General features: G+C 69.3%; 24 protein-coding genes. 10 read left to right on the plus strand and 14 right to left on the minus strand.

The annotated features are described in order from the left end of the window. Positions 1 to 1,114, plus strand: a 1,114-nt coding sequence (locus ACWCP6_RS31360) for an alpha/beta hydrolase family protein (protein WP_450935980.1), incomplete at its 5' end; no start/stop codon positions are given. 212 nt (positions 1,115 to 1,326) lie between these two features. On the opposite strand, the gene ACWCP6_RS31365 is transcribed toward ACWCP6_RS31360, so the two are convergent. Beyond that, the gene (locus ACWCP6_RS31365; protein WP_450935981.1) at positions 1,327 to 2,670 is read right to left on the minus strand and encodes a tetratricopeptide repeat protein; all 1,344 of its coding nucleotides are present in this window, start codon (positions 2,668 to 2,670) and stop codon (positions 1,327 to 1,329) included. Between the two features lie 306 nt (positions 2,671 to 2,976). Between ACWCP6_RS31365 and ACWCP6_RS31370 the strand changes: the two genes are divergently transcribed. Beyond that, positions 2,977 to 4,233 (plus strand): M64 family metallopeptidase, encoded by a 1,257-nt coding sequence (locus ACWCP6_RS31370; RefSeq protein ID WP_450935982.1) that lies wholly within the window; start codon positions 2,977 to 2,979, stop codon positions 4,231 to 4,233. A 578-nt stretch (positions 4,234 to 4,811) separates the two neighbouring features. Here ACWCP6_RS31370 and ACWCP6_RS31375 read toward each other — a convergent pair. The 3 genes from ACWCP6_RS31375 to ACWCP6_RS31385 are packed head-to-tail and all read right to left on the minus strand — an operon-like array spanning position 4,812 to position 7,000. After that, positions 4,812 to 6,083: an MFS transporter gene (locus tag ACWCP6_RS31375; RefSeq protein WP_450935983.1), complete on the minus strand. Its 1,272-nt coding sequence runs from the start codon at positions 6,081 to 6,083 to the stop codon at positions 4,812 to 4,814. Between the two features lie 51 nt (positions 6,084 to 6,134). Beyond that, positions 6,135 to 6,545 carry a VOC family protein gene (locus ACWCP6_RS31380; protein ID WP_450935984.1) on the minus strand — a complete coding sequence of 137 codons (411 nt, stop codon included), beginning with the start codon at positions 6,543 to 6,545 and terminating at the stop codon, positions 6,135 to 6,137. 5 nt (positions 6,546 to 6,550) lie between these two features. Next, positions 6,551 to 7,000: a helix-turn-helix transcriptional regulator gene (locus ACWCP6_RS31385; RefSeq protein WP_450935985.1), complete on the minus strand. Its 450-nt coding sequence runs from the start codon at positions 6,998 to 7,000 to the stop codon at positions 6,551 to 6,553. 158 nt (positions 7,001 to 7,158) lie between these two features. On the opposite strand from ACWCP6_RS31385, the gene ACWCP6_RS31390 reads away from it, so the two are divergent. The 3 genes from ACWCP6_RS31390 to ACWCP6_RS31400 all read left to right on the plus strand — a co-directional run bounded on the left by ACWCP6_RS31390 (position 7,159) and on the right by ACWCP6_RS31400 (position 9,313). Next, the gene (locus ACWCP6_RS31390) at positions 7,159 to 7,614 is read left to right on the plus strand and encodes a GNAT family N-acetyltransferase (RefSeq protein ID WP_450935986.1); all 456 of its coding nucleotides are present in this window, start codon (positions 7,159 to 7,161) and stop codon (positions 7,612 to 7,614) included. An 80-nt stretch (positions 7,615 to 7,694) separates the two neighbouring features. After that, positions 7,695 to 8,738 (plus strand): D-alanine--D-alanine ligase family protein, encoded by a 1,044-nt coding sequence (locus tag ACWCP6_RS31395; RefSeq protein WP_450936040.1) that lies wholly within the window; start codon positions 7,695 to 7,697, stop codon positions 8,736 to 8,738. Between the two features lie 197 nt (positions 8,739 to 8,935). Then, positions 8,936 to 9,313, plus strand: coding sequence for a nuclear transport factor 2 family protein (locus tag ACWCP6_RS31400; RefSeq protein WP_450935987.1), 378 nt, complete (start codon positions 8,936 to 8,938; stop codon positions 9,311 to 9,313). A gap of 215 nt (positions 9,314 to 9,528) precedes the next feature. Here the strand turns inward: ACWCP6_RS31400 and ACWCP6_RS31405 are convergent, their stop codons facing one another. Both ACWCP6_RS31405 and ACWCP6_RS31410 read right to left on the minus strand, forming a co-directional pair. Next, entirely contained in the window at positions 9,529 to 10,758 is a 1,230-nt protein-coding gene (locus ACWCP6_RS31405) for an FAD-dependent monooxygenase (RefSeq protein WP_450935988.1), read from the minus strand. A gap of 483 nt (positions 10,759 to 11,241) precedes the next feature. After that, positions 11,242 to 12,939 carry an immunity 49 family protein gene (locus ACWCP6_RS31410; RefSeq protein ID WP_450935989.1) on the minus strand — a complete coding sequence of 566 codons (1,698 nt, stop codon included), beginning with the start codon at positions 12,937 to 12,939 and terminating at the stop codon, positions 11,242 to 11,244. Positions 12,940 to 13,122: 183 nt separating this feature from the next. On the opposite strand from ACWCP6_RS31410, the gene ACWCP6_RS31415 reads away from it, so the two are divergent. From ACWCP6_RS31415 to ACWCP6_RS31425, 3 genes are all read left to right on the plus strand, one after another. Then, positions 13,123 to 13,830, plus strand: a complete 708-nt coding sequence (locus tag ACWCP6_RS31415; RefSeq protein WP_450935990.1) for a carbon-nitrogen hydrolase family protein — start codon at positions 13,123 to 13,125, stop codon at positions 13,828 to 13,830. Positions 13,831 to 13,914: 84 nt separating this feature from the next. Beyond that, positions 13,915 to 14,394, plus strand: a complete 480-nt coding sequence (locus ACWCP6_RS31420; RefSeq protein ID WP_450935991.1) for a DUF4279 domain-containing protein — start codon at positions 13,915 to 13,917, stop codon at positions 14,392 to 14,394. A gap of 108 nt (positions 14,395 to 14,502) precedes the next feature. Then, the gene (locus tag ACWCP6_RS31425; RefSeq protein ID WP_450935992.1) at positions 14,503 to 15,270 is read left to right on the plus strand and encodes a YqjF family protein; all 768 of its coding nucleotides are present in this window, start codon (positions 14,503 to 14,505) and stop codon (positions 15,268 to 15,270) included. A gap of 97 nt (positions 15,271 to 15,367) precedes the next feature. On the opposite strand, the gene ACWCP6_RS31430 is transcribed toward ACWCP6_RS31425, so the two are convergent. The 4 genes from ACWCP6_RS31430 to ACWCP6_RS31445 all read right to left on the minus strand — a co-directional run bounded on the left by ACWCP6_RS31430 (position 15,368) and on the right by ACWCP6_RS31445 (position 18,395). After that, positions 15,368 to 16,222, minus strand: a complete 855-nt coding sequence (locus ACWCP6_RS31430) for a M23 family metallopeptidase (protein WP_450935993.1) — start codon at positions 16,220 to 16,222, stop codon at positions 15,368 to 15,370. 30 nt (positions 16,223 to 16,252) lie between these two features. Next, positions 16,253 to 16,765 (minus strand): ArsR/SmtB family transcription factor, encoded by a 513-nt coding sequence (locus ACWCP6_RS31435; RefSeq protein WP_450936041.1) that lies wholly within the window; start codon positions 16,763 to 16,765, stop codon positions 16,253 to 16,255. A 7-nt stretch (positions 16,766 to 16,772) separates the two neighbouring features. Continuing rightward, positions 16,773 to 17,471, minus strand: a complete 699-nt coding sequence (locus tag ACWCP6_RS31440; RefSeq protein ID WP_450935994.1) for a S1 RNA-binding domain-containing protein — start codon at positions 17,469 to 17,471, stop codon at positions 16,773 to 16,775. 441 nt (positions 17,472 to 17,912) lie between these two features. Next, complete coding sequence (locus ACWCP6_RS31445; RefSeq protein WP_450935995.1) at positions 17,913 to 18,395, minus strand: MarR family winged helix-turn-helix transcriptional regulator; 483 nt, start codon at positions 18,393 to 18,395, stop codon at positions 17,913 to 17,915. A 75-nt stretch (positions 18,396 to 18,470) separates the two neighbouring features. On the opposite strand from ACWCP6_RS31445, the gene ACWCP6_RS31450 reads away from it, so the two are divergent. Next, on the plus strand, positions 18,471 to 19,418 hold the full coding sequence (locus tag ACWCP6_RS31450) for a quinone oxidoreductase family protein (protein WP_450935996.1): 948 nt from the start codon (positions 18,471 to 18,473) through the stop codon (positions 19,416 to 19,418). 206 nt (positions 19,419 to 19,624) lie between these two features. Here the strand turns inward: ACWCP6_RS31450 and ACWCP6_RS31455 are convergent, their stop codons facing one another. The 3 genes from ACWCP6_RS31455 to ACWCP6_RS31465 all read right to left on the minus strand — a co-directional run bounded on the left by ACWCP6_RS31455 (position 19,625) and on the right by ACWCP6_RS31465 (position 21,413). Continuing rightward, a complete protein-coding gene (locus tag ACWCP6_RS31455) occupies positions 19,625 to 20,164 on the minus strand; it encodes a hypothetical protein (RefSeq protein WP_450936042.1) in 540 nt (179 codons plus the stop codon). Positions 20,165 to 20,466: 302 nt separating this feature from the next. Then, a complete protein-coding gene (locus ACWCP6_RS31460) occupies positions 20,467 to 21,054 on the minus strand; it encodes a TetR/AcrR family transcriptional regulator (protein WP_450935997.1) in 588 nt (195 codons plus the stop codon). Then, positions 21,051 to 21,413: a DUF1304 domain-containing protein gene (locus ACWCP6_RS31465; protein ID WP_450936043.1), complete on the minus strand. Its 363-nt coding sequence runs from the start codon at positions 21,411 to 21,413 to the stop codon at positions 21,051 to 21,053. Before ACWCP6_RS31465 ends, ACWCP6_RS31460 begins: the two co-directional genes overlap by 4 nt. A gap of 389 nt (positions 21,414 to 21,802) precedes the next feature. On the opposite strand from ACWCP6_RS31465, the gene ACWCP6_RS31470 reads away from it, so the two are divergent. Further along, a complete protein-coding gene (locus tag ACWCP6_RS31470) occupies positions 21,803 to 22,156 on the plus strand; it encodes a VOC family protein (protein WP_450935998.1) in 354 nt (117 codons plus the stop codon). A 189-nt stretch (positions 22,157 to 22,345) separates the two neighbouring features. Here the strand turns inward: ACWCP6_RS31470 and ACWCP6_RS31475 are convergent, their stop codons facing one another. Beyond that, a complete protein-coding gene (locus ACWCP6_RS31475) occupies positions 22,346 to 22,765 on the minus strand; it encodes a hypothetical protein (RefSeq protein ID WP_450935999.1) in 420 nt (139 codons plus the stop codon). Positions 22,766 to 23,084: the final 319 nt, after the last annotated feature.

The following is a 23,084-nucleotide window of genomic DNA, read 5'->3' on the forward strand; positions in this document are numbered from 1 at the left end:
CCCGACCCCCCCGGCGCGCCAGGCGTGGGCGGCTCCGCTCGCCCCCGGCTCGTCTCAACTCACGCTGCCCGTGCCCACCGGGCCGTACCCCGTGGGCGTGGTGCCGCTCCACCTCGTCGACACCTCTCGTCCGGATCCCGTGGCCGGCTCCGGGCATCACCGCGAGTTGATGGCCAGCGTCTGGTACCCCGCTTGCAGGGCCGAGGGTCTGCCGCGCGCCCCTTGGATGGCCGAGGGCGCGATGCGGGCGTTCCTGGCGGACGTCGGCTTCCCTCTCGATCCCGCCCTCGGCCCGCTCACCGCCGGGCACGTGGGCGCGCCCGTGCACCGTGCTGGCCACCGCCTGCCCGTCATCGTGTACTCGCACGGCTCGGGCACTCATCGCGGTGACCACACCGTCATGGTCCAGGAACTCGCCAGCCACGGCTACGCCGTGGTCACGGTCGACCACACCTACGACACGTTCACCGAGTTCCCCGACGGCCGGGTCGTCACCCCGGCCGACGTCCCGATGTACCCGAGGGACTTCGCCGCGGACCTCCGGTTCCTGCTCGACTGCGTGGAGGGGCTCGCCGCCGGGCACAACCCCGACGTCGACGGCAAGCCGCTGCCCCAGGGCCTGCTCGGCGCCCTCGACCCGAAGTGCATCGGCGCGTTCGGCTGGTCGAAGGGCGGCACCGCCACCGCGCTCACCATGCTCGCCGACCAGCGCGTCCGCGCCGGGCTCGGCCTCGACGGCCCGATGCAGCCAACCATCACCGCCGACCTGGACCGGCCGTTCATGATGATGACCGCCGTGTTCATCAGGGCCGCCATGCCGGACGTCGCCGAGTTCTGGACGCATCTTCGCGGCTGGCGGCTGGACATCCAGGCGGACGGGGCCGTCCACTTCTCATACGGCGACAACGCGACACTGATCCCGCAGGCGGGCAAGATCCTCGGCATGACCGACCAGCAGATCCAGGACATGGTCGGCACCCTCGATCCCGCCCGGGCGGTACGGATACAGCAGGCCTACCCGCTGGCGTTCTTCGACCTGCATCTGCGGCGCCGCAGGGGGCATCTGCTCGACGGCCCGAGCGCGGCCTTCCCGGAGGTGAAGTTCCTTCCGTGAAGAGCGTCGGACCGCGCGAGTGCGCGGTCCGACGTGGGCCGCCAGGAAGCGCCGTCTCCATCCGGCCCCGCCCGTGGCCCACGCCAGAGGGGGCGAGGCCGAGCCGGGCAAGCTGCGCATCTTCACCTGCCCCGCCGACCACCGTCACGCGTTCCAGGCAGACCTGCACTGACCTGCGGCTCATCACCCGCAGCACGACCCATCACCGAAGGTCAGCCGCGGTGGCCGAGCGGCGGGGCTGCGGGCGCCGGGCCCAGCGTGGTGGTGCCGGGCGAGGAGCGGTGGCCGAGCCCGGTGCGGTAGGCGTCGAGCGCCGCCTCCATGCGCCCCGTGCGTCGCAGCAGGTCACCGAGCAGGCGGCACAGGTCTGCCAGGTCGCCAGCCGCTCCGCTGCGCTCCAGCAGGGCGAGCGCGGTCACGTAGTGCTGCTCGGCGCATTCGTCCTCGCCCTCGTCCTCGGCGATGAGCCCGAGAAGCCTGTGTGCGCCCGCGGCGTGCACCGCACCGCGCTGGTCGCCGAGGCCGAGCAGCCGGGACAACAGGGCGGCCGCCTCGCGGAGTTCGCCGCGACGGCGCAGAACGTCGGCCAACTCGACCTCGACCTGGGCGGTGAAGAGTGCGGCGTTCCGGGCGGCGAGCATGTCGCGGGCGATGCGCAACTCTCGCTCGGCCGCGTCCAGGTCGCCGTTCTGGGCGAGGACGTATCCGCGCATCCAGTGGCAGTGGGCCAGTTCGTTGCCGGTCTGCAACTGCTGGTAGAGAGCCTGTGCCTTGGCGAGTGAGGCGTCGGCCTCGGCGATACGCCCTTCTGCCAGCAGGGTCCGGGCGACGCTGCGGTGCATTCCCGCGATCAGGGCCGGGTCGGATACCTGAGGGACGAGAGCGAGGGCGACCTCGGCCGCGTGCGCGGCGCGGGCGTGCGCCCCCATGTCCATGTAGGGAGCGATGATGGCGGTGTACAGCAGGACCAGTGCATCGGGATCGTGCAGCTGTTGCGCGGCCAGTTCGTCCAGCGCGCTCTCCAGTACGTAGCAGGCGTACCGCAGTTCGCCGGCGAGGAGATGGGCGACGGCGCGGCCGCGGATGGCACGTGCACGACGAGGGAGCGGATCGTCCGCGAGCAGGCGCTCGGCCGACTCGAACGACGTGCGAGCCGTGTCCAGTTCACCAGTCTCCAGTGCACATTCACCCAGGCCGACGAGCGCGTCCGCCTGCTCGGTCGGGAGTGCGAGCCGCTCGGCCTGTGCGAGCAGCTCTCGATAGCGTGGTGCGGCCTCCCCAGGTGTACCGGTCGCGAGGAGCCGTCTGGCGTCGGTGAGGGCGAGCCGCAGTTCGGTGGCCACGTGAGCGGGGCGGCCCGTGGCGAGTTCCTCGTATGTGGTGCCGAGCTGTCCGGCGAGAAAGCGCAACGCCGTATCGGAGGGCCGGACGCGGCCCGCCTCCAGGGTCGACACGTATGCGGCGGAGTACTTGGGTTCCGCGAGCTGACGCTGCGTCAATCCCTTTGCCGTACGGAGTTGTTGCACCCGTTGTCCGATGGCGACTGGTTCGTCCATGACACACCCCCTCCTGTGGCGTCCGGCGCGGAACTGCTGCGGTGCCAAGCATTGTGCGGAACCGGCCGGAGCCCTAGCTTAAGCGCGTTGTTAAGCACAGTGATGCACGAACTTATGCAACCAGCCCCCGGGGAGGATCCCTTGCGCCCACCGATACGTTCAGCGCCCCGGCCGTCCCGCTACGCGTTCCGCTTAAGGGGAGCGACTGCCGCCGCGGCCGTCGCTGCCGCCCTCGCCCTGGCCCTCGCGCCGGCTCCTGCATCCGCCGCACATCCGTCCGGGGCGATGCCCCGGACGGACAGGCAGGTGAAGGTCGAGATACCGGGAGCCGACGACGCACGGCACGGGGTGCGCGGAGCCACCGCAGCAGGATCGGGCTACACCTGGGTGCCCACAGTGGGAGCCGGCCCCGGTGCCCGGTCCACCACACCGTCCCGCACGCACCGACCCGCTGACGACGGCGACCTCAACCTCATGGTCGACAACGGCCCGTCGGCCGACCGCCTCGACGTCGTGATCGTCGGGGACGGCTACACCGCTGCGGAACTCGACCGGTTCCACGCCGACGCCGAGCGGAAGTGGGCCGAGGTCACGGCTGTCGAGCCTTACACGACGTACCAGAACCTCTTCAATGTCTGGACCGTCGACGCGGTCTCCCGCACGTCGGGTGTCTCCGGCGATCCCGACCGGGACGTCGTCAAGGACACCGCACTCGGTTCCTCCTTCTGGTGCGAGGACGTCGAGCGGCTGCTCTGCATCGACCAGGACAAGGTCGACTCCTATGTCGCCGAGGCCCCCGAGGCCGACCTGGTGATCGTCCTCGCCAACAGCACCAAATACGGGGGTGCCGGTTACAACACCCCCAGCCAGAAGCTCGGTTACGAGGGCATATCCACCGCATCCGCCGGCAACGAGAAGTCCGGCCAGGTCGCCATCCACGAGACCGGGCACTCACTCGGCAAGCTCGCCGACGAGTACTACTACCCGGACGACCCCGACCACAAGAAGTACGAGGGCGAGGAACCCGCCGAATCCAACATCTCCACCCTGACCGCCGACGGCATGCGTGACAGCCGTACGAAGTGGTACCGCTGGCTCGGCGAGGCCTCGCCGGACGGGGGAACCGTTGGTGCGTACGAAGGCGGCGGCTACTACGTGACCGGTCTCAACCGGCCCACCGACGCCTCGATCATGCGTGTGCTCGGAAAGGCCTTCAGCCTTCCCGGCCGCGAAGCAATGATCGCGGGCTTCTACCGGCATGCCTCCATCGCCACCCCCCTCACGCCGACCGGCCGCCCACTGCGGCATCGTGACACCGCACGGATCGACGTGCCCGGGCCGGTCGGCGCACCGCCGTTCGACATCCAGTGGTACCTCGACGGCAAGCGCCTCAGGTATCTGGCCGGCCGGACCTCGGCGCCCGTTGCCGCCCTGCACCTGGACGCGCGTCGGTATCGGCGGCACGATCTGACCGTCGTCGTAACCGACCGCACCGATGCGGTACGGGACCCCGCCATCGCGCAGACCCTGTCGTCCTCAGTGACATGGACCGTCCGGCGCTGACATCCGTAGAGGCACGGGCTCGGAACTCGGCGCCGTGCCTGCCACGTTTCGCAGCATCCACGAGTCGCCGCCGCGGACGGTGGTGGCGACTCGGACCGGCCGCACGCAGTCGACGACGCCCCCGTCGGCGCATGCACCCGGCTCGGGCCGGCGGATCAGCGCCTCGGTGTTGGTCCACCGGCTCACCCACGGGCGCCCCCTGTACCGGGCCGCGCGGTGTGCCAGGCGCGAGCAGCTCGACTTCTGTGTCGCACCATGAATACGCGGCACTCCGTCGCCTTGTCGCATCTCACCGACGGCGCCGGGACGATGGCCGGCCTCACCCCCGTGCTCCTGCTCGCGCTTGCGATGGCAGTGCTCATCCCCGCAGTGGTCTGCGGGCATCGCCAGCGCCATCGCTCTCGCGCGACGGGACGGCGCCGGCGCACCGGCGGAACTCGCCCGGGCGGCCTCGCCTTCGCCGGCAGCCTCACGCTGTGCTGCACCGGCCTTGCGCTGCCTCTGCGCAACGGATGAGCGCCGGGGCGAGCCCCAGGCAGCCGCGCCTGACACGGCTGGCCGCAGTGCCGACGCGAGGCTCATCCATCGTTCGCCGACACCGTGCGGTTGCTGCGCCGGACCAGCAGCAGGGTGCACGCAATGGCGCCGAGGGCCACGGTGGCGAGGCCCGAGCAACCGAGCGTCGCTCGCGGACCCAGCGCCATGGTGAGCGGCCCGCCGAGCGCCGTACCGAGCGGCGCAGCGGTGAGCAGCGCCGCGCTGCGGGCTGCGAGCATCGAGGACAGGTGCTGCCGTGGCGTCTTCGCCTGCACAAGCGTCACCGAGAGTGCTTCGAACGGCCCGTATATCGCGCCGCCGAGCGCGAAGCACGCGACGGTGACGGGCGTCGGCGCGTCGAGCCCGAACGGCAGCAGCAAAAGCCCCCAGACGACCACGATGACTGTCGTCACCGGCCAGAGCGGCAGGCGCCGCAACGAGCCGACCGCGAGTCCGCCGAGCACCGCGCCGATGCCGAACAGCATCCAGTAGAGGCCGAGCAGCGTGCCCGGCGCGTGCAGGTCGTCGGTCACGTGGAGCGGCAGGGCGACCTCGACCGGGCCGTACAGCAGGTCGAAGAACCATGTGAGGGTCAGCAGCGCGAGCAGCTCGGGACGGGATCGCAGCAACGCGAGCCCGCTGCGGGCGGCCGCCTGATCGACGGGGGAGACGTGCCCCGACTCCGGCTGGCGGGTGCGTACGACGAGCGCGGCGAGGAACACGTAGGTGAGAGCGTCCAGGCCGAGTACGAGCGCTGGGCTGACGTACGTCACCAGCACGCCGGCGATCGCGGGCCCGGCGATCGTGGCAGCGAAGTTGAGTGAGCTGACGACGGTGTTCGCGGCGAGCCGCTGCTCGTCGGGGAGCAGCTCGGCCAGCAGGGTGTACTTGCCCGCGCTGCCCCACGCGTGGAGCAGGGAGGAGGCCGCGAGCAGCACGACGTACAACGGCGGCGTGAGCAGCCCTGTGAGCCAGGCGAGCGGTACGGCGCCGAGAAACACGCCCCGCACGGCGTTGTCGGCGAGTAGCAGCCGCCTGGCCGGCACCCGGCGCAGACGCCGACCGAACACCAGCGCGCCCACCACGCCCGGCAACGCGTACGCAGCCACCGCGCCGCCGACCCACAGGCCCGTGGCCGTCTGCGGTGCAAGCTGGATGGCGAGCCAAGTCACCGCGACGAAGCTCATCCCGTCCCCGAGGTACGAGACCGCGAAGCCGAGGATCAGGCGCCGGAACACCCTGTCGGAGAACACAGGCCGGTAGGCGGAGGGGACGAGGCGTCCGAGCGCCGAGGGGGCCTCGTGACGCTGCACCTGAGGTGGATCTCGTCTCAGCTGTCGGTCATCGCTGCGATCGTGGATGGCTCAGCGAAGCTCCCGGATGCGGATCAGATTGCCCGCGGGATCGCGGAAGGCACAATCACGCACCCCGTACGGCTGCTCGGTCGGTTCCTGGACGACCTCGGAGTCGGCAGCCTCCAGCTTTTCGAAGGTCCCGTCGAGGTCCGAGGTGGCGAGCAGGATCCAGCCATATGTGCCCTTGGCCATCATCTCGGTGATGGTGCGGCGCTCTTCGTCGGTGATCCCGGGGTCGGCGGCCGACGGTGCCAGGAGGATGGACGTGTCGGGCTGGTCGGCGGGCCCTACCGTGATCCAGCGCATCTTGCCGGTTCCGACGTCGCTGCGGACCTCGAACCCGAGGATGTCGCGGTAGAAGGCCAGGGCGGCGTCCGGGTCGTCATGAGGAAGTGAGGCCGTGTGAATGCTGATGTCCATGGCAATCACGCTAGCTTCGGCCCGGTGGCCGGCGCTTCTCGATTCCTGATGGGTCGGGTCACCTGCTTCGCCACGCACGGCGGCATCTCCGCCGTCGCGCGCTCCGCCTCCTGCCGGTAGACGCTGGGCGGCATGCCGACCAGCTCGGTAAAGCGGGTGCTGAAGGTGCCCAGCGACGAGCAGCCGACGGCGAAGCAGACCTCGGTGACGCTGAGGTCACCACGACGCAGCAGTGCCATCGCGCGCTCGATGCGCCGCGTCATCAGATAGCTGTACGGAGACTCGCCGTAGGCGAGCCGGAACCGGCGGCTGAGGTGCCCGGCCGACATGTTCACGCCGCGGGCGAGCGCCTCGACGTCCAGCGGCTGCGCGTACTCCCGGTCGATCCGGTCACGGACGCGGCGCAGCCGCGCGAGGTCACGCAGGTGCTGCGCTTCCACGGGTCCGCCGGTCACCTGCGCGATAGTGCCACGTCGCACCGGAGTTGCCCAGCGCTGTAGTCGTGCCCCCACTGCCTGTCGCTGCATCACCAGATGCTCTTCCTGGCCGGGTGCTTGGGTTTTCCAACTCACTACTTGGAAAACCCAAGCAGTATCGCTATGCATGCCGAAGCATGATCGCAAGCGGAGAAGACGGTTACGAGCTCTCCATGGACCCGGGCCGCCTCGACGTCGACCGGGTGCACCACTGGCTCTCGACGGATGCGTACTGGGCGCTGGGCCGCAGCCGGGAAGCGGTCGAGCGATCGGTGCGGGGCTCTCTCAACGTCGGCGTCTACGACACCGACGGCTCTCAGGTTGCATTTGCGCGTGTGGTGACCGACTGGGCGACCTTCGCCTGGCTGTGCGATGTCTATGTCGCCCCCGCGCACCGTGGCAAGGGCCTTGGCGCCTGGATGGTCGGTGCTGTGCGCGACCACCTTGCCCCCTACGAGCTCAAGCGGGTCCTGCTCTCGACCCTCGACGCACACGAGGTCTACGCGAGAGTCGGCTTCCTGCCCGTTCCGAACCCTGAAAGCTTCATGATCATGAATCCGGCGTCAGAACCGGTAGCGCGCAGCGTCAACTGAGGGCTACGTAAAGGGGCTGAGCCGACCGGACGATGCGGGTGCAGGCCCGAGGCAAGTCCGAGAGAGGCGACGGAATCGGTATGCGTGTTGTGATCTTGTGCGGTGGGGAGAGCCCGGAACGGGACGTCTCCCTCGCGTCGGGCCGGTCGGTGGCCCAGGCCTTGCTGGAGCGGGGACACGAGGTGGCGCTGGTCGACCCGACCGCTGTGGTGCCGGTTCTGGCTGGGCCGCTGCATCCGGGTGACGTGGTCGACGCTGGCTCCGTGGACAAGGAGCCGCCCTCCCTCGTGGACCGGCCTCAGTTGCGGCGGCGGATGCACGCCGCCCTGACCGGCGGCCCGGTCCTGGAACAGCTGCACGGCGCGGACTTGGTGTTCCTGGCGCTTCATGGCGGCTGGGGCGAGGACGGGCACGTGCAGGCGCTGCTGGAGATGGCCGGGGTGCGCTTCACCGGTGCGGGCAGCACGGCCTGCGCGGCGGCCTGGCACAAGGGGAGGGCGCAGACGGTGGTGGGTGCGGCAGGTGTGCCTGTGGCCGAGCGCCTGCTGTGGCGGCCCGGACGGGGCGAAGCGCCCTGCGGCGTGCGGCGGTTGGTGGCGGACGGCCCGGTGGTGGCCAAGCCGGTTGCGGACGGTTCAAGTGTGTCGGTCCACCGGGTCGACTCGCTCGCGCAGTTGGCACGGGCCGCTGCCGAGGTGCACTCCAGCGGCGTCGATCTGATGGTGGAGCCGTTTCTGCCGGGGCGGGAGTTCACCGTGGCGGTGATCGGTGATGAGGCGCTTCCCGTGGTCGAGATCGAGCTGGCGACGCCGCTGTTCGACTATGCGGCCAAGTACCAGCCCGGGGCGGTCGGCGAAGTGTGCCCGGCGCAGATCTCGGATGTCTTCGCGCTCCAACTGCAGGAGTTCGCCCTTCGCGCACACGAGGCGCTGGGATTCAGCGGTGATGAGTACTCGCGCACCGACTTCCGCTGCGACATCACCGGCGAGCCGAAGTGCCTCGAAGTGAACGCACTCCCCGGCCTGACGGCAACGAGTCTGCTGCCGCTGGCGGCGCATGGGGCCGGCTGGACCTACCCCGATCTGATCCAGCGCATCGCGGACCTCGCGATGCGTCGTCAGTGACATCGGGGTCGGTGAGGGCCGGGGCCCACGAGCCATGAAACTGCTGCGTACGCACATCAACGCGTACGCGGCCGAAGGCAGATCTGGAAAGAAGCGAAGGCGACGAGGACAAGGACGTGTTCGGCGTGCCGTCCGTCGCGGCGGAGCAGGTGGCGGAGGCCGCTCCGGGACATGGTGTGGAACGACATAATGCGTCCATGGATCACAGAACCGCAGGGGCATTCGTCGATGCCTGGGTGACGGCGTGGAACGCGCACGACCTGGACTCTCTGTTGACGCACTTCGCAGACGGCGTGACGTTTCGATCACCCGTGGCCGCGCAATTGCTCGGCGGTGATGGGGTGATCCGCGGCAAGGACGCGCTGCGTGCCTACTGGGCGGAAGGTCTGCGTCGCATCCCGGAGTTGCGGTTCGAAGTGGTCGGCCGCTACGTCGGGGTGGACTCTCTGGTCATCAACTACCGTAATCAGAAAGGTGGTTTGGTCAACGAGGTGCTGATCTTCGACGGCCCGTTGGTCGTCGAGGGATACGGCACCTACCTTGGCGAGGACGACAATCCGGCCGGAGCCCGCTGAGCGTGTTCTGACGCTCCGGGCAGTCCGTGGGACCGTGGCGGACCACATCTTTGCGTTGCCGCGTGTACGGGCGTGGCAGACCGCCCGGCTCTTCGAACCGGGTGGCCTGCCGGACCGGGACCTGACGGAACCGGTCCTGCCGGACCGGGACCTGATGGTCGGTGCACCGGCCGGCGGATCTGGCATCCGTCGACGGGTGCGGTGGCATCAGAGGATCAGTAGCCCTTGAGACGGAAGGCGTTGAGCTTCTTGAAGACCTTCGCGTATTCCTCGTCCTCGTGCCGGGGCGGTGCTTCGGCCGTGTGCGTGCCCGTGCCCGCGTTCGCGGTGCGCTGTTCCTGCATGCGGGCCCGGGTGACCAGGGCGACTTCCTGGTTCGCGGCAACGAACGCGCGCAGCTCCTGTTCGTACGTGGCGAAGGCGGTGTGGTGGTCGCCTGCAGCCGCCCGGAGCTCGCCCGCCAGGACATATGCGGCGGCCATGGCCATGGTGGTGCCCTGGCCGGAAGCGGGGGAGGCGCAATAACCCGCGTCGCCGAGCAGAGCGACCCGGCCGCGGGACCAGGAGTCCATGTGGATCTGCGCCACGGAGTCGAGGTGGAAGTCGGGGGCGTCCCACATCTCCTTGAGCAGTCGCGGCATCTCCCAACTTGCATCCGCGTAGGCGCGGGCCACCAGGCGCTTCTGCTCGGTGATGTCGCGGGGCAGGAACTGCGCGGGCGGCTGGTCCGACTCGATGCCGATGAAGACGCGTGCCTCCGTGTTGTCCCGGACGCTCATCACCATCGCACCCCACAGGTCCGTGTCCCGCATGTGGTACGCCACTTCCCAGCGGTCCAGGCCAAGGAGGTTCGGTGCGGACCACACACCCAGGTAACTGCCCAGATGGCGGAGGTAGTTCTCCTCCGGCCCGAACACGAGCCGCCGTGTGTTGGAGTGCACCCCGTCGGCGCCGATGACCAGGTCGAAGGTGCGTGCCGTTCCACTGCCGAACACGACCCGCACCTCGTGGTCGTCCTGCTCGAGCGCGGAGATGGAGTCGTCGAAGAGATACTCGATCTCGTTGTTGCCCGCGGCGAACAGGATCTGGGCGAGGTCGTCGCGCAGGATTTCGACGTCGGGGCTGTCGATCAGTCCGCCGCTGGCGGTGTATTCAGTGGTCCTGGACAGTTCCTTGCCGTCGTGATCGACGGTCGACATCCCGCGCAGGTCGGTGCTCCGGCGGCGTATCGCCTCCAGCACGCCCATGCGCTCGGCCACCTCCAGCCCCGGGCCTCGCACGTCGATGGCCTGTCCGCCGGGCCGAAGACCAGCGGCCCGCTCCACCACCGTGACATCGAACCCGTACCGGTTCAGCCAGTAGGCAAGGGTGGGGCCGCCGATGCTGGCGCCGGAGATCAGGACACGCATGCCCTTCGCGCTTTTCGATTCCGTGAGTGCGGACACTGCAGGCTCCTCAACAGTCTGCGGATCTTCTGTACGTCCCCAGACTGGCCGTCGACGCCGACGAGGCACCGACAGGACGCTGACAAGCGCCGACAGGACGCCGACAGCGCTGAGTGAGAGCCCAACTGGGTTGTCCGCGGCGGGCATTGGTCTCCGCGTGCAACCGCCGGGAACCACCGGGCATCGGACCGGATCGGCCGTCAGCGGCGGCTCGATCGCCTCCACCGCTCGTGGTCAGCCCACTTCCGCTCCCCACACCGGTGGAACGACCGATGCAGTGGTCATCAGACGCCGCTCAACGTGCAGTTGAGGCCGAGGCGGCGTCGCGGGAGCCGTGCCGGTGGGGGCGGCCAGAGGGCGGTTCACCAGAGGCCGGGGGAGTACTGACTGGCGCCGCTGACCGGGACCGTTCGGCGCGACCGTCCCGCCTTGCCTGCCTCAACAAGGGCGGGAAGGCCGAGCCGAGTGGTTACGGACGGTGCGTCAGGGGATGTCCTCGATCCGTTCGCGATTGAGGAGATACGTGGGCAGATGAGGCTGCTTGAGGGCGACGGGGAACTCGTAGTCGTAGGCCAGGCAGGCCATCGCGAGCGGTCCGAGTGCTGCCCGGGCACGCGGCGCCGCCGACTCGCCCCAGTAACCGCCGTGGTGCGCGAGGGCTTCGGCGAGCGCCTCGTCGAAGGCGTCGTGGTCGCGTGCGATGAGGCGGTGGAAGAGAGCGACGGGCTGGTAGTCGATCCGGTTCACGAAGTCGTCCGGCGCGTGGGTCACGGCGTCGGGCATGGAAGTCTCCATGGCGGCGACCAGCTTCTCCACGACCTCGTCCATGGAACGGTCGGAGAAGTACGTCTGCAGGGTGTCGATCCAGTGCAGCACGTACTCGTCGACCGAGTCGTCCCGTCGCAGCGTCTCCAGGGGCACTTGGCACAGCCTGCTGATCCGGTCCTTCTGACGGCACACGACGGCGAGATAGAGGGCGTCGAGCCAGGCGCGGCCGTCCGGGGGCGGTTCGGCTGCCGTGGCCGGCAGCTGACCGACAAGGTCCTCGCCCAGGTGGCACTCCTGCGGCTGCGCGCCGGTGAACAGCGCGCAGCCGAGCTGCAAGGCGGTGGCCCATGCGTCCCAGGTGGCGATGTGCGCCGCATCGGGATCGGCGGCGCAGTGGGCGTGGGCAAGTGCGAGCGCGGAGGCAAAGGCCTCGCCCAGCCCCGCCGGGCTCTGCGTGAGGCGTGCCATCGACTCGGCTGTGGTCTGCACGAGTTCAGCGACGTCGGGCGCCTTCGCCACGGTGGGGGTGGCGATCCGGCCGGCGCGGTCGAGACGGACCAGGCCCTTCATCAGATCGAGCAGGTCCGGCGGCGGGCGCAGGGAGAAGGTGCGGGTGTCGTGGTCGATGACCGTCAGCGAGGTCAGGCTGCCTCGGTGCCACCAGTAGACCCGCGGGGACAGGGCACCTGGTGCGTCCTCGTGAGCACCCAGGGCGTATGCGGCGAGGCCGTTGAGGGCATCGGCCACCGAGCCGTCGGTGATCGGGTGGAATGCCAGCTGGTGCCGGTTCGGCACTGCGACGAGGGCGCCGGCGCGCGGGAGCGGCTCGCCGGTGACCTGCCGGGCCACTTCGGACAGGAACAGCGCCTTGCTGGCGACGAACGGGGAGTCGCCGTAGACGGTGTGCAGCGTCGCCCGCCCGTCGACGGACACTTCCTCATGCTGCACGGGTACGCGCATCAGGTTCGCGTACGCAGCCTGTCCGAGGTCCTGGAGCCCGGCGCGTTCCACGTCTTCGTCGGTGAGGATCCGCACGCTGGTGGGACCGTCGAGGGCGTAGGCGAAGACGAGACCGTCGGCGACCACCCGAGCGTAGTGCAGGCCCTCGGCAAGATCCGGGGTGAGCGACTCGACGGGCAGCAGCCGGGCATGTGCCCCGCGCAGCAGCTCCTCGGCGTTCTCGCCGCCGCGGCTTGCCTGTTGCAGGCCGGCGAAGTGGGCAGCGACCAGCCGGGGCCAGTGAGCCTCCGGCGCCTGGCGGCATGTGTGCGCCAGGCTGTGCAGGGAGTGGTGGTGGTCGTCCTGGGAGTAGGGGGCGGCGAGGGCCCGCAGATACGTGGCCTGAGCGGTGGTGAGCATCGGCAGGTCGGAGTCGGGGGCGTCCGGGGTGCCAGGGGTGTCTTCTCGTTTCACCCCTACGACTGTACGAGGCGCGTGGACAGGGATGTGACGCCGAGTCGGCTGCCTGCGGCCTGCACGTGAAGGGACGAGGCAGCAGAAAAGACGAAGCCCGAGCCAGGAGCTGAATCGTGGACCGGAAGGTATCCGCGGTGCCCCCGACGAGTGTCGGTCCGGTGGGCTGACATGCTGGGTCCCATGAAGATCGCTACCGCTCAGTTCACCTGCGTTCCTGCTGACATTCCGGCGAATGTGCAGCAGATGGCCGCCCTCGCCGACGAGGCCCGTGGGCAGGGTGCCGAGCTGGTGGTGTTCCCTGAGCTCGCGCTGACCGGGTACGAGCTCGAAGCCGTGCTCGCCCGCCGTGATCTCTGGGTGCAGGCGGACGACCCGCGCCTGGATGCGGTCCGGGCCGGTGGTGTCGCCACCGTCGTCAACTGTGTTGCGGCCACCGACGAGGAGTGGCCTGCCATCGAGACGCTGGTCTTCGGGACCGACGGCGAGCTGATCACCACCTATCGCAAGCAGCATCTGTTCGAGCATGAGCAGGGTGTGTTCGTGGCGGGCCGGCGCGACGGGCGATTTGAATGGGGAGGGCTTCGTTTCGCCCTGGCCACGTGTTTCGACAACCATTTCTCCGAGCTGGTCTCCCGCGGCGCGGCTGATGGGTGTGATGTGCATCTGGCCAGCTCGCTGTACGGCACGGGCGGCGGCGCGGACGAGTTGGCGGCGGTGTATCCGGGCATCGCCAAGGACTTCGATCTGTACGTCGTCGTGGCCAACCATGTCGGCCCGGCGGGCGCGTGGACCGGCTGTGGCCGCTCTGCCGTGTGGGCCCCGGGCGGCTCCCTGCTCGCGCAGAGCGACGCCGAGAGGCCCATGGCGGTCACCGCCGAGGTCGGATAGAGCGTGGACCGGATCAGCAGCGAGGCCGGGTCGGAACGCCCCACCCGCTGGACCGGCACACGCCCTCCGGATATCGTCCCCCGAATGCCGCTTCATCAGTACGTCTACTTCGCACTGTTCAGCCGACACACCTCCGCGACGGAGATGGCGGAGCTACTGGGCATCGAGCCGGACGAGGTAGCAGTCCGCGGCAGCCGCGCGACACAACCGGCAGTGATCCCCGTCAGCCACTCGTGGAAGATCGTCTGCCGGGAGCCCGGCTTGCGTGTCGACGAGCAGATCGCCCGCGTCCTGGACCGGCTCCGGCCGCACACGGACCGAATCGCCGAACTCGCTGGTCGACTGTCCGCCGAGGAAGGAGAAGACGGCGGCGCGGTGCTGGAGATCGTGCGGTACTTCAACGACATGGAGCAGGACGACCGGCCCGTTCAACCGGAGACTCCGGCCGGCCCCCACCTCTTCGGCTGGCACCTGGACCGCGACGTGCTGAACTTCCTCACCGCCACGGGGGCCGTGCTGGACGTCGACGAGTACGACATGAACCCGGACGAACCCCGCGAATGAGTTCGCCCGACCGCTGCCTCGCGCCGTATGGAACGGACACGACCGTCGCCGCCTCCGCACCCGGGCGGTGCCTCGTGATCCGTGAACGCCGTCTACGATGCTGGCGCCATGACATCGACTCCGCCGGTCCCGGCGCCCGTCACGCCTGACGCTCCCGCGGCGATACGGAGCCCGCTGCTCACCCAGTGGTGGCTCGACCTCGCGTTCCTCCACTGGGCCGTGGACCCGGGCCACGTGGCCGGGCTGTTGCCGGCCGGAACCGTCCCCGACACCCTCGACGGGGTCACGTATGTCGGCCTGGTCGCCTTCCGCATGCACCGTGTCGGCTGGATGGGACTGCCAGGGATCCCCTACCTGGGCAACTTCCCGGAGACCAATGTGCGTCTGTACTCGGTGGACGGGCACGGCCGGCGTGGCGTGGTCTTCCGCTCCATGGACGCCGCACGTCTGGTGCCGGTGCTGATGGGGCGAGCCGGATTCCGGTTGCCCTACCTGTGGTCCCGGATGGCCGTCCAGGCCCGGGGCGACACCATCAGCTACTCCAGCTCCCGGCGCTGGCCCGGACCACGAGGCGCGGAAAGTCGGATCACGATACGGACCAGCGAACGCATCGAAGAACCCACCGAACTGGAGCATTTCCTGACGGCCCGATGGGGGATGCACAACGCCTTCTTCGGCGAGGTCTCCTACCTGCCGAACCAGCACCCCCGCTGGCCGCTGTACCGAGCTGAGGTCATCGAGTGCCGGGAAAACCTCGTGGCGGCGGCAGGACTGCCCGCTCCGGACGGGGACCCGGTCAGTGTTCTGTATTCGCCGGGTGTCCCCGTCCGCCTGGGTCGCCCGGCCCGGCCCCGTGGTGGCATTCCGACCCCTTGAGCTGGAGGCCCGTCCAGTCGGACAACGCCGCAGGGAGTCGTTCCACCCGTGGTCGTCTCCGCAGCATCGGGAGGCACCACCGGGCCCGGCCGCGGATTCAGGCGCCGGGCGCCGTCACCTGCGTCGGGGTCGCCTCGAACGCTTCGCCGTTGCGGGGGACGCCGATCCCCCGCCACGTGAAGGGAATCCCGTTCGCGGTGTTCGGGTCGGCGCCGTCCATGAGCTGGAAGTGGAGGTGGGGCTCGGTGCTGTTGCCGGAGTTGCCGCACTGGCCGACGGACTGCCCGGCGCGCACCCGGTCACCTGGCCGGACGGTGAGCGAACCACGCCTCAGGTGGGCGTAGAGCGCATACGTTCCGTCGCCGAGGTCCAGGATCACATGGTTGCCGATCACGCGGCGGGCGCCGCCCAGTGAGCGAGCGACGGCCTCGACGAGGAAGAAGTAGAGGATCGCGAGCCAGGACGTGCGGCTGAGGTGGTCGCGCTGACGGTCATCGGTGCCGACGACGGTGGCGTCGGCGACGGCGAGTATGTCCGTGCCGAAGGCCGGGAAGGCCTCGCCGGACCGGGCGAGGGGCCACCAGCCGAAACCGGGCCGGGCGCCCGTGTCCGGTTCCGCCACGATGTCGATGGCGTACGCCTGCCCGTAGGCCCTCGTGCCATGGCTGGGGACCTTGTCGGCGGGGCTGTTCAGCGCCTTCCAGCGGCCGGTGACCGGCACGGCGACCTCCACCGCTTCGGCACCGGTGCCGGTCACCGGGTGTTCCTCCGCGCGGCCAGACCGACGGTTCACGCCGAAGCCGATCACCACCCACAGGCCGAGCGGGATCCATGTCCACGCATAGGGGAAGTCGGCGAAGAAGCTCGCCACGACCATCACCAGGTAGACCAGCAGGCAGACTCGGGCGGCAAGATGGGCGATCTTGTGCAGAACCAGGGACTTGGGCTTCATTTCGTTCCCCCTTCAGTAGGCCGGGCGGCGTCAGCGCCCGGCGGCGGTCAGCATCACCAGGAGTGGTACGACACGGTCGGCAGGCACCTCGTAGCGGCCGCGGCCGGCCGTGTGCAGCCAGCCGGCGGCGGCCAGCTGCCGCAGGTGGTGGTAGATCTGGCCGGTGGTGCCCGTGCCGTCGAGCTTGGTGAGTTCGGCGGCGGTGCGGCGGCCACCGAGGATCTCGCGCAGCAGCCGCAGTCGTACGGGCTGGCCGAGAGCTGCGAACGACTCGGCCGCGTCAGCCCAGTCACCGTCCAGCACAGTGTCCGTGACCAGGCCGTACTGCCATTCGTAACGCTGCCCGGTCGGCGTCCTGACAGCGCCGGTGAACAGCACTCCGCCGTTGTCGGCGCCCAGCTCGGCGAGCTGGTCCTTGAGGCCGTGCAGGGCCCACAAGTCGTCGCCGGGCTCCCGCTCCGGCGAGGGCGCGGAGCCCGATCTGCCGTCCGTTTGCTCGACCGCCTGCTCCACCGCGGCCAGGCGACGCTCGAGATCGACGATTCGCTGCTCAAGATCCACGAGTAGAGATTACGTAACTACGTAAGTTCTTACAAGTGGGCTCACGGCAGAGCCTGTTGTGACGGCGGATCTCGTGTCGTGGGCGGTCGCGTGACATGAGGCCTCCGATCTGACGGATGATCCGCGACCCCGCGGCTGGATCCGCTGGGACGTCAAGTCCAGTGGTCCGCAGGTGTGGCCCCGGCGGCAGCTGGGCCGTCTCCCGCAAGAGCGGCACCTGCGTGCCGGGCATCCTCCGGCCTGGAGAGGAACACCCGTCGATGTGGCCGCTCGGTGTCCGCGACGACAACGGATACCTGGTCGCCGACCCGGAAAGCCTCCGACGGGCCGGCCGCAGGCCTGCCGTGGGCCTCGTGGCCTCCTTGAAAGGAATCAGCCCGACGACTCCGTCCGCGATGTCGACAAAGACACCGAAGGGAAACGCCCTGACGACCGTCCCGCGCGGCGCCTGACCTGCCACCGTGCTGTCCGCAAAGGCTCGGAAGGGGTCGGGCTGCGGTGCGCACAGGGACAGCCTGGCCTCCGCGTTGTGGGTGTCGAAGTGCAGGAACTCGCACGAGACGCGCTGCCCGACCTCGACGACATCGGTGGGAGCGTCGATGCGCCGCCAGGACAGTTCGGGGATCGTGATGAACCCGGCCCCGGGCGGCGTCGGATGGTCGGGGCCGTCGTCCAGAGCCACGAACACCCCGAATCGTTCGGTCGCCGCGACGGTGCCGGACAGGATCTCTCCGCGCTGCAGGGACTCCAGGAACGCCCAGAGTTCCGGGCTCTCGGACTGTCAATCCATGCCCGCTACCCTGACACACGGCGTTGTACGCCGCGGATGCCCCGATCGGCAGCAAACACCCAGCGGAAGGACCAACGCCGTACTGCCACCCTCGGGGGCGCTCGCCGGTACCTGCCGCCGCGCGGCGAAGAACTCGGCCGCGCTCCGATTCACCCGGGCCTACGTCTCCTGGGCCAACTCACCCCTCATCGAACCGACTTCGGACCGCTGCGCCCGACGCACCCGCCCGCGTAGTAGGCCGGCCCACCGCGGCGTAGGCGGCGGAGCTGGGCTCCGACGTCGCTCCCCAGGGGCCGTGCACCGGGTTGTGGATCACGGCCGTGTTCGCAGGCGCGGCGGTCAGTCGGGGGCTGTCGCGCGGCGCGTCTGCTGGGTCAGGACGGCGGTGGCTCGTTCCAGCAGTTCGCACAGCGTGGAGTGTTCGGCGGGGGTGAAGGCGTCGGTGAGTGCGCGCTCCAGGACGATCACTTCCTCGTAGGCGCGGTCGAGGAGTGCCTGGCCCTCGTCGGTGAGGCTGGCGATCTGCACCTTGGCGTGCACCGGGGAGGTCTCGCGGCGGATGAGTTGCTTGGTCTCCATGTTGGTCAGCACGCTGCTCATGCTCTGCTGCGTCACGCCGCAGGAGCGGGCCAGTTGGGCGCCGGACAGGCCGCCCTCGCGTGCGAGGGTCAGCAGCACGGTGTACTGCGTCATGGTCAGCCCGTAGCCGCGCAGCACTGCCTCGTGGTGCGCCATCAGTGCCTGCTCCGACCGCCTAATGCGGGTACAGAGGAACTCCTCGACCGGGGTATCCACATGCATTCCCTTCGCTATCAGGTTCATGGGTTGACTCAGGAACCTGATATACCTACCGTCCTCAACTGTAAGGATACTGAGTCAACGCAGGGGGCTGTAACCGTGAAGGCTGTGCTTCTCGACACCGATGACCACTACCGACTCGCCGAGCTCGAAGAACCCACCCCTGGCCCCGGCGAAGTGGCCATCCGCGTCGCCTACGCCGGGATCCAATGGGGGGACGCCCTGGTCCGGGACGGCCACTTCCCCGTGCCGCGTCCCTTCACGCCCGGCTTCGAGGCGTCCGGGCACATCGTCACGGTCGGGGAGGGCGTCGACGCACGCCGCATCGGTGAGCCCGTCGCCGCACTGTCCACGGCGGGTGCCTGGGCCGAAGTGCTCCTGGCGCCCTCCGCGCTCAGCCTGAACATCGGCGACCTGCCACTGCGAACGACCGCAGGACTCGGTTGGGGCGCACCGACCGCCTATGACCTGGTCAACACCGCCGCGCGGGTACAACCCGGCGAGAGCGTACTGATCCATGGCGCGGCCGGCTCGGTCGGCACGCTCGCCGCGCAGTTCGCCCGGCTGGCCGGAGCAGCCCGGATCGTCGGCGTCGTGGGCAGCGCCGCCCGGGCCGACTACGCCGCCAGGTTCGGCTACGACCAGGTCCTGCTGCGTGAAGAATTCCCGGCCCGGCTCGGCGACGAACAGTTCGACGTGATCCTCGACCCGGTCGGAGGCTCGACCCGCCGCACCAGCCTGGAGCAGCTCGCGGCACACGGCCGGCTTGCTGTCTACGGCAACCTCAGCACCTTTGAACCTGTCGTGGCCGATACCAACAAGCTGCTCATGCAGGGTGCTTCGCTCATCACGTACAACAGCAACCTGCTCAGCCGGACCCACCCCGAGCGCCTCGCCAACAGCGCCCGCCGTGCACTCGATCTCGTCGCAGACGGCCAGGTGCGCGTGGACATCACCGCTGAATACGACCTGGCAGACCTGGCCGCTGCCGTGCAGCGACTCGTCGAGGGCGCCACCCTCGGCAAGAGCATCCTGCGAGTCGCCTGACACCGCACCGAAGACGTCGACCCTGAGGCGATTGCTGAGCGCACAGCCAGGGCGGTAAGGGGACACGCACCCTTCCTCAACGCCGGGCATCGGCAGGCAGAGCGGCGGCCTGGTGACGCCCGGCACGGTCGCCTCGGTCACGTCTGTACCGAAGGACTCCCGCACACGAGGAACGTGGGCGCTCGCCCTGCCCGTGATCTTCGGTGTCAGCCGAAGTCGTCTGCCCAGTTCGACAGCAAGGTGAAGTCTTCGGCAGTCAAGCCGGACCGAGGGTCGACTCGGTGGAGGAGGGCCGGGCCTGCGTGGTGAGCCTCGGTCCAAGCGCGATCCGCGTCGGTGATCTGGTCGTCGATCCATGCGAACGGGCGGCCTTGTGCCCAGGTGACGATCTCGGGTGTCTTCCAGAACACGCCACTCGCCGGCTCGGGCCTCGGTTCGGGCCAGGGAATGAACGGCAGGGTGGGTAGTCCCAAGAGGGGCGCGAGGAAGTCGTTGGCCTCCTCTTCCCATGTCGTTGCCCAGACCAGGTCATACGGAAGCGAGGCCAGGGCGGGCCCGTGGTCCGGGTTGAGCCAGACCCGCAGCGGTTTCACCGGTTTGTTGGGCAGGCCCCATGCGTTGAGGCGACGCCGTTCAGCCGCCTCCCAGCGCGGTGTCAGCAACCGGTATGTCCCGTAGCCCTCTGGGCGCCTGCAGGGCTTCGCCGCATACGGATTCAGTGGTCCGTCGACATCCACCAGCAGCAGCGGTCGCACCGGCGCACCCCCTGACGTCGTCCGCGCATGCTACTGGCTGATGCCGAGGAGCCCCAGCCGTTTCCTCATCGCACAGGTCGCCGGGCTGCGGTGAGACGATCTCGCTGCGGCTGCGGCTGCGGTGATCACGGGGTCCGAACCGTCCTGGATGGGGCGGTGCTGTGCCGCGAGGGAATCGACACTCCCTGACGGGGGCAGCTCGTTGAGGCCGCGTGCGCTCGGCGGAGGTCGCGGCTACCCGGCGGACGGCACAGGCGGGCAAGGAAGGTGGGCCTGTTCGGTCGGGGAGCGGATCAGTGTCCCGGATGCGGCACCCGGTCGAGGTCGGGGGTGCGGTGGAGGGTGACGAGTAGGCGCCAGACCTGGTGGGTGATCTGGGCAGGGGTGGCATCGATGAGGCCGTGCAACCAGTCCGCGAGCACTCCGGCGAACGTGGCGGCCACTGCTGAAGCGATCAGGTCGGGCTCCGGTGCGCCGGCCAGGGTGCGCTCGGCGCGGCTGCGGGCGCGCAGGTCCTGATGGAGTACGTGGCCGAGCGGGCCACCGCCTCCGGGTCGCAGCAGAGCCCGGTAGAGACCGGTGTGCGGGGTGAGGCCGGTGAAGAAGTCGACCAGCGCGGGCGGCGGGGCGGCGGGGTCGGGGATGCCGCGCCATGCGTGCAGGGCGTCCACGGCGTCGCGGACCACGTCGGCGCAGGCGTCGACGGCCAGCGCCTCCAGGTCGCTGTAGTGGAGGTAGAAGGTGGCGCGGCCGACCCCGGCCCGGCGCACCAACGCGGCGACGCCGACCTCGGCCAGCGGGTGCTCGGTGCATTCGTCCAGCAGGGCCCGGCGCAGTTTGGCCCGGGTTCGGGCGGCCCGGGGATCTTGCGGGGCGGTCACCGGGACCCCAGGACGGCGGCGAGGGCGAGCGCCCCGGGCAGGGCCTGGGCGATCAGGATGCGCCGGTTCGTGGTGATCCCGCCGTACAGCCCGGCGACGAGCACGCAGGCGAGGAAGAAGACCCGGACCTGGAACCCGGTCGGGTCGCCGGCGATCAGGCCCCATACCAGGCCGGCGGCCAGGAAGCCGTTGTAGAGGCCCTGATTCGCGGCCAGCGGTGCGGTGGCGCGGGCCATGGCGGCATCGAAACCGGAGAGCCTGCGGCCCGGCTTCCTCTCCCACAGGAACATCTCCAGAACGAGGACGTACGCGTGCAAGGCGGCCACCAGGCCGACCAGGACATTCGCCATGGTTCCCACAGTCATCATCTCCCTCTCCTGAACAAGTGTCTACTATATATGGACACCTGTCCAGGACAGTGTCCGGTCGTACCCGCGAGCTGGTGGTTGGGAGTCCGGGTCGGGCGCGCCTTGATGTTCCTCTGCGTTCGGCAGTTGGACGGCGTTGCCGCCAACGTCATGGAAGGCGCCGCGAGCCGATCCGACTCGCCGAGAACATGGGAACCCGGCTGTCCATCACGAGTTGACCGCCGGAGCAGTCCTGCTCCTGTGGTGAACGGTGGTTGTCATGGGCTTCATGGGCCCTGCCTCCGCTGATCCAGTGGAGCGTGTCCATCGCAGGAGGGGGGACGTCGGCTCCGATAATGCTGTGAGCAGACTGAGCCCGTGACCCGCGAAGCGAGAGCGACATGATCAGTGGCGCGCACGTCATCATCTACAGCCAGGACGCGGAGGCCGATAGGGCCTTCATCCGCGACACGCTCGGTTTCCCAGGTGTGGATGCAGGCGGCGGCTGGCTGATCTTCAAACTGCCTCCCGCCGAGGTCGCCGTCCATCCGGCCGATGGTGAACCCAAGCACGAGCTCTATCTGATGTGTGACGATGTGGAGTCACAGCTCGGTGAGCTCTCTGCCAAGGGCGTGGAAATCACTCGGCAGCCAACTGATCTGCGATGGGGCCTTCTCGCCGGGATCCGCCTCCCGAGCGGTGCGGAACTCCTGCTCTACGAGCCGCGTCATCCGGTCGCCCACGACCTCGGGTGACAGCGCGGTACTACGAGCCGGCATGACGAGTCGGCATGCGGCAGAAGTCCGCAACCGACCCGATCGCCGCCTCTCTCTACCACGACCGGCGTTCCAAGAGATCCTAGGAATGACCCGGACGTCAGCCCCTGCCCCCAGCAGGCGCAGCCGGCTACAGGCCGCGCTGGCAGTGGCCTGGGTGGGCGGCCCCTACTGACGTGGAGTCCGCACCCAGGGAGCGAAGCGTTGACCAGGCGCCGTGTCCTCGCGCCAATACCGCAGGACGGTCTCCTGGACGATCTCGAGTCGCTCGGCGGCAATGAGGCACGAGACCGGCTCCTCCCCGTCGGCGTCGGCCTCGAAGGCGATCACGACGGGTGGCTCTCCGCAGAGTTGACGAGTGATTGTCAGCAGTTCGTCAGCGGTCGGGGCACGGAAGACCGGATCGTGGAAGCTCGACGGACAGCGCACGAGGACCGTGCCGTGAAAGACCAACTCCAGGCCATGGTGGTAGGTCAGATCATGACCAGCAGCAAGCCGGAGCTGCCCGGCGTCCCAGGCGACCACGTCCCAGTCCCACCAGGACCCTTCAGGAAGCTGGATCGCAGTCTGCCGTCTTTCGACGTCCACCTTCAGCTCCTCACCAGATCGAGCGGATCGCCAGGCTATACGGCGCCTGAAACCCCCGACTTGACGGCTTGAGCGCCTGAGGTGTCTGGCCGGCAACCAGCGCGATGACCCGCTGACTGATCAGAGGAAGCAAGCCCCCCTGCCAATCGCACCGTACCGCCTGCCTCCGGGCATACGTCGTCCGAAGCACCGCGGAACAGAACGGGTCACTCAGCCACGCCGACAGAAGCACCGTCTCCGTCCCCGCTCAGCGCAGGACGGCCCGTCAATCTCTGCGCGTGCCAGGAGGGTTGTGCGACTGGTGTCGCGCAGTCCTCGC

The organism is Streptomyces sp. NPDC002004 (assembly GCF_053593975.1).